The organism is Enterobacter cloacae complex sp.6700776, from assembly GCF_048284255.1.
Classification (GTDB): Bacteria; Pseudomonadota; Gammaproteobacteria; order Enterobacterales; family Enterobacteriaceae; genus Enterobacter; species Enterobacter intestinihominis.
In genome coordinates, this window is sequence record NZ_JBLVYK010000001.1 from 377,960 (window position 1) to 390,315 (window position 12,356).

Consider the following 12,356-nt stretch of genomic DNA (forward strand, 5'->3'; position numbering starts at 1 on the left):
TTAACGGTTACGCCTTGTGTGTGGCCGCTTTCATGGATGTGACGAATGCGTGTAACTCAGCCAGCATCTGCTCTGGCTTATCCACATTCTTCTCGATGATTTTCACGATAGCCGAACCGGAAATGGCCCCGGCGGCTTTCGCGTCAATCGCCGCAGTAACCTGATCCGGAGAGGAAATCCCAAAGCCCTGAAGCGGCGGTGCAGCATGGTATTCTGCCAGCTTCTCCACCAGATGATGCAGCGGAAGCGCGGCTTTGTTTTCCGCACCGGTGACGCCCGCACGGGAGAGCAGGTAAGTGTAACCCCGTCCGTAAGAGGCAATCTGGCGCAACAGATCGTCATCAGCATTCGGTGGACAGATGAAAATCGGCGCGACGTTGTGGCGCATCGCCGCCTGACGGAACGGCGCAGACTCTTCAACGGGCACGTCAGCCACCAGCACGGAGTCAACGCCCACGCGGGCGCACTCTGCGTAAAACGCATCAATACCGCGGCTGAACACCAGGTTGGCGTACATCAGCAGGCCGATCGGAATGGTCGGGTGCTTCTGGCGGATCGCCGCCAGCATTTCGAAGCACTGGCCCGGCGTCACGCCCGCAGCAAACGCGCGAAGCGTCGCATTCTGGATTGTCGGGCCATCCGCCAGCGGATCGGAGAACGGAATCCCCAACTCCAGCGCGTCGGCACCGGCGTCAATCAGGGTATCGATAATCTTCAGCGACAGCTCCGGACCGGGGGCGCCCAGCGTCACGAAGGGAACGAAAGCGCCTTCCTGGCGGGCTTTCAGTTGTGAAAATGCGTTGTCGTAGCGTTCCATCAGATTTCCCCTCGTGCTTTCAGAATATCGTGAACGGTGAAAATATCTTTGTCACCGCGACCGGAAAGGTTTACCACCAGCAGCTGCTCTTTTTCCGGGTTTTCCTTCATCATTTTCAGCGCGTGTGCCAGCGCGTGGGAAGACTCCAGCGCCGGGATGATCCCTTCATTGCGGCACAGCGTTTTGAAGGCCTCCAGCGCTTCGTCATCAGTGATGGAGACATAATCCGCGCGGCCGGTGCTGTTGAGGAACGCGTGCTGCGGCCCTACGGACGGGAAATCCAGCCCGGCTGAAATTGAGTAAGACTCCTCAATCTGCCCTTCATCGGTCTGCATCATCGGGGCCTTCATGCCGAAATAGATCCCCACGCGGCCATGCTTCAGCGGCGCACCGTGCTCACCCGTTTCAATGCCGTGGCCGGCAGGCTCAACGCCAATCAGCCCAACGCTGGTTTCGTCGATAAAATCGGCAAACATGCCGATGGCGTTAGATCCGCCGCCAACGCAGGCGATCACCGCATCCGGCAGGCGACCCTCTTTTTCGAGGATCTGCGCTTTAGTCTCTTCACCGATCATGCGCTGGAATTCACGCACGATGGTCGGGAACGGGTGTGGGCCTGCCGCGGTACCGAGCATATAGTGGGCGGTTTCGTAGCTGCCAGACCAGTCGCGCAGCGCTTCATTACAGGCATCTTTCAGCGTGGCAGAACCGCTGTGCACAGGGATCACTTCCGCCCCCATCAGACGCATACGGAACACGTTAGGCGACTGGCGTTCAACGTCTTTCGCCCCCATATAGATGCGGCACTTCAGGCCGAGCAGGGCGCTGGCGAGGGCAGAGGCCACGCCGTGCTGGCCCGCGCCGGTTTCGGCGATAATTTCGGTTTTACCCATACGTTTGGCGAGCAGAGCCTGGCCAAGCACCTGATTAGTTTTATGCGCGCCGCCGTGCAGCAGATCTTCACGTTTAAGGTAGAGCGTGGTTCTGGTGCCTTCGGTCAGGTTGCGGCATTTGGTCAGTGCCGTCGGACGACCGGCGTAGTTTTTCAGCAGGTCAGTAAACTCCGCCTGAAACGCCGGATCTTTCTGCGCGCTCACGAACGCTTCTTCCAGCTGGCGCAGCGCGGGCATCAGGATTTGTGGGACGTACATCCCACCAAACTCACCAAAATACGGGTTAAGTAATGTCGTCATCTTCTCTTCCTTAATATGCACGTAGAGTTTTAAATACCGATGCCAGCTTGCTGGCGTCTTTTATGCCCGGTTGGGACTCTACGCCTGAATTGAAATCGAGGCCGGCGCAGCCGGTTTTGGCTGCTTCCACACAGTTATCGGGGCTTAATCCCCCCGCCAGCAGGACATTGTCCAGCACTTCGCCACGCAGCAGTGACCAGTCGAAACGCTGCCCCGTGCCGCCCTGGCCGTTGTCGAGCACGTATTTATCAACATGCGTAAGGTTACGCGCGGGCAGGATGGCGCCAACGCTTTGCGCTTTCCAGATCTGAACCTGAGGTGCCAGAACATGTCGCAGAGCATCGATGTATGTCTGATCTTCATCGCCATGTAGCTGAACCGCGCTCAGGGATAACGCGTCCGCTTTCGCCGCAACGTCGTTAATATCCGCATTGCGGAACACGCCCACGTAGCTCAGTGGCGCAGCCGCAATCACCTTGCGCGCCTGTTCTTCATTAACGGCGCGAGGAGAGGACTCAACAAAGATCAGACCACCATAGATTGCGCCCGCCTCATACGCCGCCTGCGCATCCTGTTCACGGGTCAGGCCGCAAACTTTGTTCTCACCCAGCAGCACACGGCGCACGGCCGCATTAAGATCGTCGTGTTCCATCATCGCGGAACCGATCAGGAAACCGTTGGCAAAGTGGCTGAGTTCGCGCACCTGAGCGTAGCTGTTGATTCCGGATTCGCTGATCACCGTGACGCCCGCACCCAGACGCGGCGCAAGCTGGCGCGTACGGTTGAGGTCAATCGACAGGTCGCGCAGGTCGCGGTTGTTAATGCCGACCACTTTGGCTTCCAGCGCGATGGCGCGCTCCAGCTCCTCTTCGTTGCTCACTTCGGTAAGCACGCCCATATTCAGGCTGTGCGCGACGGCGGAGAGCTGGCGATACTGTTCGTCATCCAGCACGGAGAGCATCAGCAGGCAGGCATCGGCCTGGTAAAAGCGCGCCAGCCAGATCTGATACGGGTCGATAATAAAGTCTTTGCACAGAATCGGCTGCGGCGCGATGCCGCTGACTACGGGCAGAAAATCGAAGCTGCCCTGGAAATATTTCTCATCCGTCAGCACAGAAATGGCAGACGCATGATGCTTGTAGATACCGGCAATACGCGCCGGGTCGAAATCGTCACGGATCACGCCTTTGGACGGAGACGCTTTTTTACACTCCAGAATAAACGCGGTACGCGCGCCCTGGAGGGCATCATAGAAACGACGGCTGCTCGGAACGACGTCATTCTGAAAACTGGCGAGCGGCTGCTGTTGCTTACGGGCTTCCACCCAGATGGCCTTATCGGCGACGATTTTCGCTAAAACGGTCTGCATTATTTACCCTCTTGCCGCAAGTGCGGTAACGCGATCGTAAGCTGCACCGGAGCGCAGTACGTCCAGAACTTTTTGGGCGTTGGCTTTCAGATCTTCCTCGCCATGTAAACGCATCAGCATGGCTACGTTGGCCGCCACGGCGGCCTCATGGGCGGCCTCACCTTTACCTTGTAATAAGCGCGTGAGAATGTCACGGTTTTCTTCCGGCGTGCCGCCCGCCAGGGCGTCCTGATGGTACGGGGTCAACCCGAAATCAGCGGCCTCAAGCTGATAGTTCAGCACTTCGCCGTTATTCAGTTCGGCCACCAGCGTGGGCGCATGCAGGGAAACTTCATCCATCCCGCCGCTGTGTACCACGGCGGCGCGTTGGTAACCGAGGACGCGCAGCGTCTCCGCAATCGGCAGGACCAGCTCCGGACTGTAAACGCCAATCAGCGCCAGCGGCGGGTGCGCCGGGTTAATGAGTGGACCGAGCACATTAAACAGCGTCCGGGTTTTAAGCTGCTGGCGAACGGGCATCGCGTGGCGGAAACCGGTGTGATACTTCGGCGCAAACAGGAAACAGACGCCCAGGTCATCCAGCGCTTCACGGGAACGCTCGGCGTTCATGTCCAGGTTGATACCGAAAGCCGCCAGCAGGTCGGACGATCCGGAACGGCTGGACACGCTGCGGTTGCCGTGCTTCGCCACTTTCAGTCCGCATGCCGCCGCCACAAAGGCGCTGGCGGTCGAAATATTGATGCTGTTGCTGCCGTCGCCACCGGTCCCAACGATATCGGCAAACGGATAGTCCGGGCGCGGGAACGGGGCGGCATTTTCCAGCAGCGCGGTTGCCGCACCGGCGATCTCCTGCGGGCTTTCGCCGCGCACTTTCATGCTCACCAGCGCAGCGGCCAGCTGCTCAGGCTTCAGCTCGCCGCGCACGACGGCGGAGAAAAGCTGGTGGCTCTCCTGCTGGCTCAGGGTCTGGGCCTGATACAGTTTTTCCAGAATCGGTTGCAGGGTGTTGGTCTGCTCCAGCTTTTGCAGCGCCCAGTTGAGCGTTTGCTCCAGCAGGCGCGCGCCGTTAGACGTCAGGATAGATTCCGGGTGGAACTGCATCCCGCAGACGCGATCCGCATCGTGACGCACCGCCATCACCATCCCTTCAAACGAGGCGTTAATCGTCAGCCCGGCCGGAATATTGCTGCCGACCAGCGAGTGGTAACGCGCTACCGGAAGCGGGTTCGGCAGACCGGCAAACATCGCCTGACCGTCATGTTCAATGCTTGACGCTTTACCATGCAGGATCTCCCCCGCCTGACCCACGTAACCACCGTAGGCTTCGACAATCGCCTGGTGGCCGAGGCAGATGCCGATAATCGGCAGCTTGCCGCGCATACGGGTCAACAGCTCAGGCATACAGCCCGCTTCGCTCGGTGCGCCTGGCCCCGGGGAGAGCATCAGCACCGGGTTTTGCATGGTCGCCAGACGGTCAATCAGCGTCTGGGCCGGAACGTGGTTGCGATAGATAACGACGTTGTGCCCATTCGCACGCAGCTGATCTGCCAGGTTGTAGGTAAAGGAATCGATATTATCGAGCAGCAGAATGTCAGCCATCAGAAAATCTCCTGTGCATGGTGTGCGGTAGCAATGGCGCGCAGTACCGCGCGCGCTTTACTGCGGGTTTCGTCGGCTTCCGACTGCGGAACAGAATCCAGCACAATCCCGGCCCCGGCCTGGACGGTAGCAATGCCGTCCTCAACGTAGGCGGAGCGAATCACGATGCAGGTATCGAGGTCACCGTGAGCGGTGAAATAGCCCACCGCGCCACCGTAGCTGCCGCGACGGCGGCCTTCAGCTTCGGCAATCAGCTGCATGGCGCGGACTTTCGGCGCGCCGCTCAACGTGCCCATGTTCATGCAGGCGCGGTAGGCGTGCAGGACGTCGAGGTCGTGGCGCAGCTCACCCACCACGCGGGATACCAGATGCATGACGAAGGAGTAGCGGTCGACTTTGGTCAGGTCTGCCACATAGCGGCTGCCCGGCGTACAAATACGCGCCAGGTCGTTACGTGCCAGGTCAACCAGCATCAGGTGTTCGGAGAGCTCTTTGTGGTCGGTACGCATTTCCAGTTCGATGCGGCTGTCGAGATCGCGGTCCAGGGAGCCATCGGCACGACGGCCGCGTGGACGGGTTCCCGCTATCGGGTAGATCTCAATCTGGCGGCTGGTGGCGTCGTACTTGAGGGAGCTTTCCGGTGACGCGCCGAACAGAGTGAAATCATTGTCCTGCATAAAGAACATGTACGGGCTTGGGTTGCTCTTTTTCAGCACATCGTAAGCCGCCAGCGGCGACGGGCAGGGCAGTGAAAAGCGACGGGACGGCACCACCTGGAAAATCTCCCCGGCACGAATCGCTTTTTGCATCTGACGCACCACCGCGCCGTACTGATCGTCGGTCTGACTCACCTCGCAGGTCATCTTTTCAACACGCTGCACCGGGAGCGCGGGCGGTGCTTCTGACATCTGCTGTTGCAGTTGGCCGATGCGCTGCGCGAGGCGATTTTTCTCAGACACAGATGGCGTGAACAGGCTGGCCTGAATGCGGGTGTATTTTTTCTGATGGTCGATCACCAGCAGGGTTTCGGCCAGGTAGAAGCAGTAGTCCGGGCAGCGGTTACCCTGCTCGGTTTCCGGTAAATCTTCAAAGCCAGCAACCAGGTCGTAAGCAAACAGCCCGCCAAAGAACATTGCTTCGCGCTCATCTTCCGGCACAATGACCAGATTTTGCAGCAGGCGGAAGGCGTCGAAAACGGAGAGTGAGCAGAGGCGGGCATCTTCATCCAGCAACTGGCTTACCGGCGGGAAATGCAGAATTCGCAGGTCCGGATGACGCTCATTTTCAATGCCTGAAGGCAGAGCCGCATCCAGCAGCGGCAGCAGCGACGCACCATTCTCGGATAACGCCTTAATAGTGACAGTGTCACCCGCTGCGGTAATGCGCAGCGCGCTGTCAACCAGCAGCAGGCTTTTGAGATCGTCCTTGCTGTCGATATCAGCAGATTCCAGCAGCAGCGTCGCAGGACGTGCACCGCACACCTGATGAAAGAGCGCGGTAGGGTTATGGCGATAGGCCGCCTCGCAGGTCAGCAGTTCGAGGTGGGGTTTGGCTGTTTGCATGTTGTTATTCTCATATTCTGTTCAAAAAAAAGCCCGCTTGGGAGCGGGCCGGGTATCTGTTTGCTTTTCGCAGACGCGTGACACTGCCCGAAGATCAGGAAGTACGCCACCAACCGTGCAGAGCGAAATGTGCTGTCATTTTCAGATACCTTTCTCGTGTGAACTTGCGTACTAGTTAACTAGTTCGATGGCGTGTTGTCAACCCCTGATTTCAGTATTTCGCGGTAAGTCGGTATCATAGGTGCTTCGGATGTCTCCAGACTGTTATGGGAAGTGCTTTGAGCGATACCACCTACGCCGTAATTTATGATTTACACAGCCATACGCAGGCTTCAGATGGCCTGCTGACGCCCGAAGCCCTGGTCCATCGCGCCGTTGAAATGCGTGTCGGCACGCTGGCAATAACCGATCACGACACAACAGACGCCATCCCCGCCGCGCGCGCCGAGATTGCCCGAAGCGGGCTGGCGCTAAATCTGGTGCCCGGGGTCGAGATCTCCACGCTCTGGGAAAACCACGAAATTCATATCGTTGGCCTGAATATTGATACAGAACATCCGGCAATGTGCGCATTTTTGCAAGAGCAAAAAGCACGACGCAATCAACGCGCGGAGTTGATAGGCGAACGTCTTGAGAAGGCGCATATCCCCGGTGCGCTGGAAGGTGCGCGCAAGCTGGCGAACGGTGGGGCGGTCACGCGCGGCCATTTCGCCCGTTTTCTGGTTGACGCCGGTAAAGCGACGACCATGGCGAATGTGTTTAAAAAGTATCTGGCGCGCGGGAAAACCGGATACGTTCCTCCCCAGTGGTGTACAATAAAACAAGCTATTGATGTGATTCATCATTCTGGTGGTAAGGCCGTATTGGCCCATCCGGGGCGGTATAATCTTTCTGCTAAATGGCTGAAAAGGTTGCTGGCCCACTTTGCCGAATCCGGCGGTGAGGCGATGGAAGTTGCCCAGTGTCAGCAGGCACCCAATGAGCGTTCGCAGCTCGCGACCTACGCCCGTCAGTTTGGCCTGCTTGGGTCACAGGGTTCAGATTTCCATCAACCCTGCGCGTGGATTGAACTGGGGCGCAAGCTCTGGTTACCCGCTGGCGTTGAGCCCGTCTGGCAGCTCTGGGAACAGCCACAGCAAATTGAAGAGAGGGAAGTATGAGTCAGTTTTTCTATATCCATCCGGATAACCCACAGCCACGTCTGATTAATCAGGCTGTGGAAATCGTCCGTAAAGGTGGCGTTATTGTCTACCCAACCGATTCTGGCTACGCGCTGGGCTGTAAAATCGAGGATAAAGGGGCGATGGAGCGCATCTGTCGCATCCGCCAGCTGCCGGACGGCCACAACTTCACCCTAATGTGTCGCGATCTCTCTGAGCTGTCGACCTATGCGTATGTCGACAACGTGGCCTTTCGCCTGATCAAAAACAACACGCCGGGAAACTACACCTTCATTCTGAAAGGGACAAAAGAGGTGCCGCGTCGTCTGTTGCAGGAAAAACGTAAAACCATCGGCATGCGCGTGCCGTCGAACCCGATTGCCCAGGCGCTGCTGGAAACCCTCGGCGAGCCGATGCTGTCTACCTCGCTGATGCTGCCGGGCAGTGAGTTTACCGAGTCCGACCCGGAAGAGATCAAAGATCGTCTGGAGAAAGTGGTGGAGCTGATTATTCATGGCGGCTATCTAGGCCAGCAACCGACCACCGTGGTGGATCTCACCGAAGACGCGCCAGAAGTGATTCGTGAAGGCGTGGGCGATGTTAAGCCTTTCTTGTAAGGGTGTAAGCAGATATACTACGCGGCCATCAAAGCAGGGCGTTGCCCTGTTTTTGACCTGATTCGACGCCTGTGAAGGCGACACCTGAGGAAGCTCAATGAGCGAGAAGTTACAGAAAGTGCTGGCGCGTGCCGGCCACGGTTCGCGCCGTGAAATCGAAGCCATTATTGAAGCAGGTCGCGTGAGTGTGGACGGTAAAATCGCCACACTCGGTGACCGCGTTGAAATCGTACCGGGGTTGAAGATCCGCATTGACGGCCATCTTATCTCCGTAAAAGAGTCCGCTGAACAGATCTGCCGCGTGCTGGCTTACTACAAGCCGGAAGGCGAACTGTGTACCCGCAACGATCCGGAAGGCCGCCCGACGGTGTTCGACCGTCTGCCAAAACTGCGTGGCGCCCGCTGGATTGCCGTAGGGCGTCTGGACGTGAATACCTGTGGCCTGCTGCTGTTCACCACCGATGGTGAACTGGCAAACCGCCTGATGCACCCAAGTCGTGAAGTGGAACGTGAATACGCCGTGCGCGTCTTCGGTCAGGTTGATGAGAACAAACTGCGCGATCTGTCGCGTGGCGTTCAGCTGGAAGACGGCCCAGCGGCGTTCAAAACCATCAAGTTTACCGGTGGTGAAGGCATTAACCAGTGGTACAACGTTACCCTGACAGAGGGACGTAACCGCGAGGTGCGTCGTCTGTGGGAAGCGGTCGGTGTCCAGGTAAGCCGTTTGATTCGTGTCCGCTATGGCGACATCCTGCTGCCGAAAGGCCTGCCACGTGGCGGCTATACCGAGCTGGATCTGACGCAAACCAACTACCTGCGCGATCTGGTTGGCCTTACGCCAGAAACCACATCGAAAGTGGCGGTAGAGAAAGATCGTCGTCGTATGAAGGCGAATCAGATCCGCCGTGCGGTTAAACGTCACAGCCAGGTTAGCAGCAATCGCCGCTCTGGCAGCCGTAATAACAACGGTTAATCTAAAAGCCCGGTGAATATACCGGGCTTTTTTCTTCAGTAATCAATCCCAATTTGCGCTTTGATACCCGCATCGAACGCATGCTTAACCGGACGCAGCTCGCTGATGGTATCGGCCAGCTCCAGAATGTCCCGATGACACCCGCGCCCCGTGACGATCGCCGTCTGGTGTGCAGGGCGGTTCCTGAGAGCCTCCAGCACGGCTTCCAGCGGCAGGTAGTCATAGGCCACCATATACGTGATCTCATCCAGCAACACCATGTTCAGCGACGGGTCAGAGAGCATTCTTTTGGCATGCTCCCAGACGGCGAGGCAGGCTGCGGTATCTGTTTCCCGGTTCTGGGTATCCCAGGTAAAACCGGTCGCCATCACCTGAAACTCAACGCCATGCGGTTCGAGCAGATTACGCTCGCCGTTGGGCCATTCACCCTTGATAAACTGGATCACCCCCACTTTCTGACCGTGCCCGACTGCGCGGGTGGCGGTCCCAAATGCGGCGGTGGTTTTGCCTTTGCCGTTGCCGGTGAACACGATGAGGATCCCGCGCTCGTCCTGAGCGGCCGCCACGCGTGCATCAACCTGTTCTTTCAGACGCTGCTGGCGCTGCTGATGACGGTCTTCACTCATTGCGATATCCCCGGTTTGCGGCCTGGCTGAGCATCGAATGTCATTCCGGTTTTACGACGGCTGTCGTCACCCATTAGCCACAGGTAAAGAGGCATAATATCGGCCGGGGTTTTAAGCTTTTGCGGATCTTCTGTCGGGAACGCGCTGGCACGCATTTTAGTGCGCGTACCGCCAGGGTTAATACAGTTAACCCGCAGATGGCGGTTTTGATACTCTTCGGCCAGCACCTGCATCATTCCTTCGGTGGCAAATTTTGAGGCGGCGTAAGCCCCCCAGTTCGCACGACCCTGACGCCCCACGCTGGAGGAGGTAAACACCAGCGAACCGGAATCTGAGTTAAGTAATAAAGGAAGCAAGGCCTGGGTCAGGAAAAACGTCCCGTTGACGTTAACCTGCATCACCTGCTGCCAAATCTCCGGATCCTGTTCATCCATCGGGCGCACTTCGCCCAGTAACCCCGCGTTGTGCAGTACGCCGTCCAGACGCGAATAATGCGTACTAATGCGCTGGGCAAGGGCCTGACATGACGCTGGCGTACAGGTCAGCAGATCGAGCGTATACCAGGGCGTGGGGGTACCGCCGGCGTTTTCGATTTCACGGGCAACGGCTTTGAGCTTTTCTTCATTACGTCCCAGCAGAATAAGGCTCGCACCGTATTCAGAATAAGTCAGCGCCGCTTCGCGACCAATCCCGTCGCTGGCACCGGTAACCAGAATGATGCGGTTCTGTAGAAGGTTTTTTTGTGGCTGATAATGCACGGTGGCTCCTCAGGCGCATTGGGCGTGACTTGCACCTTTATTTATGACTTTTCGGCTTTATGCCCGAAACCGCGTCAGAATTCAATCAGTCTACAGGACAGAACGCTGGGAAATTAACAATTTGCAAAGATTTAAACCAGAAACGGGGGATTCCTGAAGCCGCCTCGCAGAGCTAATGTCCAGAGCGAGACGCCTGCGCAGGGCTGTTGTACACTGGCGTGAAAGATTCGTGGTTAAATCAAGGTGGAACGCGTGGAATTACTTTCTCAGTATGGGTTGTTTTTGGCCAAAATCGCTACGGTGGTTATTGCTGTCGCGGTGATTGCCGCCCTGATTGTCAACCTGACGCAGCGTAAGCGTCAGCGTGGTGAGTTACGCATTACCCGCCTGAGCGAGCAGTATAAAGAGATGCGGGAAGAGATGTCTCTGGCGCTGCTTGACGATCATCAACAGAAGCTGTGGCTAAAAGCCCAGAAGAAAAAACATAAGCAGGACGCCAAAGCCGCGAAGGCGAAAGCTAAGCTCGCCACGCCACAGGCTGACGCAAAACCGCGCGTCTATGTGCTCGATTTTAAAGGTAGCATGGATGCGCATGAAGTCTCCTCTCTGCGTGAGGAAGTGACCGCGGTGCTGGCCGTGGCGACAGCCCAGGATCAGGTGGTGGTACGCCTTGAAAGCCCGGGCGGCGTAGTGCATGGGTATGGACTGGCGGCTTCGCAGTTACAACGTCTGCGGGATAAACAGATCCCGCTCACCGTGGCGGTAGATAAGGTCGCGGCGAGTGGCGGCTATATGATGGCGTGCGTGGCGGATAAAATCGTCGCAGCACCGTTCTCCATTATCGGCTCGATTGGGGTGGTTGCGCAGATCCCTAACTTCAATCGTTTCCTGAAAAATAAAGAGATCGACATCGAATTGCATACGGCGGGTCAGTACAAACGTACGCTGACGCTGCTCGGCGAAAATACCGAAGAGGGACGGCAGAAGTTCCGGGAAGATCTGAACGAAACCCACCATCTGTTCAAGGATTTCGTGCACCGCATGCGCCCAACGCTGGACATTGAGCAGGTGGCTACGGGCGAACACTGGTACGGCACGCAGGCGCAGGAGAAAGGGCTGGTGGATGAAGTGGGTACCAGCGACGACCTCCTGCTCAACCTGATGGAAGGTCGTGAGCTGGTGGGGGTGCGCTTCACCCGACGTAAGCGCCTGCTCGACCGTTTAACCAATAGTGCGGCAGAAAGCGCGGATCGCCTGCTGATACGCTGGTTGCAGCGCGGACAAAAGCCGCTGCTGTAAAGAAAAACGCGAGGCAGATGCCTCGCGTTTTCGTTTTAATCGACCAGGTGGTACTTCTCTGAGAGGGTATGCGCCAGGTATTTAAACATGTTAAACACGGCGGTGCTTTTCGGGGTTGGTAACCCTTGTTCATCAAGGAAGTATTCACCGCTGAACACCAGCACGCCATTACGTTGTTCCACGCCAGTCGCTTCAATACCCGCCAGGGTGTCTTCATGGTCGCGAATGAGTTTGTTTGCTTCGATAAGCAGTGAAGCTCGGTCAATGGGTTGGGTCGTATTCTGCATATTCCACTCCTTAAACAGTGACAATAGTCTACGCCTGGGTCGCTTCGGGGGCAAATTTTCCCTGCTATCCGCGGGTATAAGGAACAGGGGCTGGCT

At 57.4% G+C, this 12,356-nt stretch carries 13 protein-coding genes and 1 other annotated feature; of the genes, 4 read left to right on the plus strand and 9 right to left on the minus strand.

Annotated features, from left to right (window positions below):
• Window positions 1-7: 7 nt before the first annotated feature.
• The 6 genes from trpA to trpL form a co-directional block, all read right to left on the minus strand.
• The gene (gene trpA / locus ACNQ0T_RS01980; protein ID WP_417929457.1) at window positions 8-817 is read right to left on the minus strand and encodes a tryptophan synthase subunit alpha; all 810 of its coding nucleotides are present in this window, start codon (window positions 815-817) and stop codon (window positions 8-10) included.
• Entirely contained in the window at window positions 817-2,010 is a 1,194-nt protein-coding gene (gene trpB, locus ACNQ0T_RS01985) for a tryptophan synthase subunit beta (protein ID WP_022648334.1), read from the minus strand. Before trpB ends, trpA begins: the two co-directional genes overlap by 1 nt.
• A gap of 10 nt (window positions 2,011-2,020) precedes the next feature.
• Window positions 2,021-3,379 carry a bifunctional indole-3-glycerol-phosphate synthase TrpC/phosphoribosylanthranilate isomerase TrpF gene (gene trpCF / locus ACNQ0T_RS01990; RefSeq protein ID WP_032624116.1) on the minus strand — a complete coding sequence of 453 codons (1,359 nt, stop codon included), beginning with the start codon at window positions 3,377-3,379 and terminating at the stop codon, window positions 2,021-2,023.
• A 3-nt stretch (window positions 3,380-3,382) separates the two neighbouring features.
• A complete protein-coding gene (trpD, locus tag ACNQ0T_RS01995; protein WP_022648332.1) occupies window positions 3,383-4,978 on the minus strand; it encodes a bifunctional anthranilate synthase glutamate amidotransferase component TrpG/anthranilate phosphoribosyltransferase TrpD in 1,596 nt (531 codons plus the stop codon).
• Window positions 4,978-6,540: an anthranilate synthase component 1 gene (locus ACNQ0T_RS02000; protein ID WP_063162977.1), complete on the minus strand. Its 1,563-nt coding sequence runs from the start codon at window positions 6,538-6,540 to the stop codon at window positions 4,978-4,980. The genes trpD and ACNQ0T_RS02000 overlap by 1 nt, the downstream gene beginning before the upstream one ends.
• Before the next feature lie 23 nt (window positions 6,541-6,563).
• Window positions 6,564-6,658: a sequence feature (Trp leader region), on the minus strand.
• Window positions 6,635-6,679: a trp operon leader peptide gene (gene trpL / locus ACNQ0T_RS02005; RefSeq protein WP_071524153.1), complete on the minus strand. Its 45-nt coding sequence runs from the start codon at window positions 6,677-6,679 to the stop codon at window positions 6,635-6,637. It overlaps the preceding feature by 24 nt.
• Before the next feature lie 139 nt (window positions 6,680-6,818).
• Here trpL and rnm point away from each other — a divergent pair, with 139 nt between their 5' ends.
• The 3 genes from rnm to rluB all read left to right on the plus strand — a co-directional run bounded on the left by rnm (window position 6,819) and on the right by rluB (window position 9,290).
• Window positions 6,819-7,700, plus strand: coding sequence for an RNase RNM (gene rnm / locus ACNQ0T_RS02010; protein ID WP_032622438.1), 882 nt, complete (start codon window positions 6,819-6,821; stop codon window positions 7,698-7,700).
• Window positions 7,697-8,317: an L-threonylcarbamoyladenylate synthase gene (locus ACNQ0T_RS02015; RefSeq protein ID WP_003856793.1), complete on the plus strand. Its 621-nt coding sequence runs from the start codon at window positions 7,697-7,699 to the stop codon at window positions 8,315-8,317. Before rnm ends, ACNQ0T_RS02015 begins: the two co-directional genes overlap by 4 nt.
• A 97-nt stretch (window positions 8,318-8,414) precedes the next feature.
• Entirely contained in the window at window positions 8,415-9,290 is an 876-nt protein-coding gene (gene rluB, locus ACNQ0T_RS02020; RefSeq protein WP_003856794.1) for a 23S rRNA pseudouridine(2605) synthase RluB, read from the plus strand.
• A 35-nt stretch (window positions 9,291-9,325) separates the two neighbouring features.
• Here rluB and cobO read toward each other — a convergent pair whose 3' ends face one another.
• Both cobO and ACNQ0T_RS02030 read right to left on the minus strand, forming a co-directional pair.
• Window positions 9,326-9,916 (minus strand): cob(I)yrinic acid a,c-diamide adenosyltransferase, encoded by a 591-nt coding sequence (cobO, locus tag ACNQ0T_RS02025; protein ID WP_023300262.1) that lies wholly within the window; start codon window positions 9,914-9,916, stop codon window positions 9,326-9,328.
• A complete protein-coding gene (locus ACNQ0T_RS02030) occupies window positions 9,913-10,674 on the minus strand; it encodes a YciK family oxidoreductase (protein ID WP_023300261.1) in 762 nt (253 codons plus the stop codon). The genes cobO and ACNQ0T_RS02030 overlap by 4 nt, the downstream gene beginning before the upstream one ends.
• Window positions 10,675-10,926: 252 nt before the next feature.
• On the opposite strand from ACNQ0T_RS02030, the gene sohB reads away from it, so the two are divergent.
• The gene (sohB, locus tag ACNQ0T_RS02035; RefSeq protein WP_063149429.1) at window positions 10,927-11,973 is read left to right on the plus strand and encodes a protease SohB; all 1,047 of its coding nucleotides are present in this window, start codon (window positions 10,927-10,929) and stop codon (window positions 11,971-11,973) included.
• Between the two features lie 35 nt (window positions 11,974-12,008).
• On the opposite strand, the gene ACNQ0T_RS02040 is transcribed toward sohB, so the two are convergent.
• The gene (locus ACNQ0T_RS02040) at window positions 12,009-12,260 is read right to left on the minus strand and encodes a YciN family protein (RefSeq protein WP_003856804.1); all 252 of its coding nucleotides are present in this window, start codon (window positions 12,258-12,260) and stop codon (window positions 12,009-12,011) included.
• Window positions 12,261-12,356: the final 96 nt, after the last annotated feature.

Excerpts from the sequence above, each read along its gene's own strand:
- trpCF (WP_032624116.1), bottom strand. The coding sequence starts at position 3,379 with ATGCAGACCGTTTTAGCGAAAATCGTCGCCGATAAGGCCATCTGGGTG.
- ACNQ0T_RS02015 (WP_003856793.1), top strand. The coding sequence starts at position 7,697 with ATGAGTCAGTTTTTCTATATCCATCCGGATAACCCACAGCCACGTCTG.
- ACNQ0T_RS02040 (WP_003856804.1), bottom strand. The coding sequence starts at position 12,260 with ATGCAGAATACGACCCAACCCATTGACCGAGCTTCACTGCTTATCGAA.
- trpB (WP_022648334.1), bottom strand. The coding sequence starts at position 2,010 with ATGACGACATTACTTAACCCGTATTTTGGTGAGTTTGGTGGGATGTAC.
- cobO (WP_023300262.1), bottom strand. The coding sequence starts at position 9,916 with ATGAGTGAAGACCGTCATCAGCAGCGCCAGCAGCGTCTGAAAGAACAG.
- ACNQ0T_RS02000 (WP_063162977.1), bottom strand. The coding sequence starts at position 6,540 with ATGCAAACAGCCAAACCCCACCTCGAACTGCTGACCTGCGAGGCGGCC.
- trpD (WP_022648332.1), bottom strand. The coding sequence starts at position 4,978 with ATGGCTGACATTCTGCTGCTCGATAATATCGATTCCTTTACCTACAAC.
- trpA (WP_417929457.1), bottom strand. The coding sequence starts at position 817 with ATGGAACGCTACGACAACGCATTTTCACAACTGAAAGCCCGCCAGGAA.
- rluB (WP_003856794.1), top strand. The coding sequence starts at position 8,415 with ATGAGCGAGAAGTTACAGAAAGTGCTGGCGCGTGCCGGCCACGGTTCG.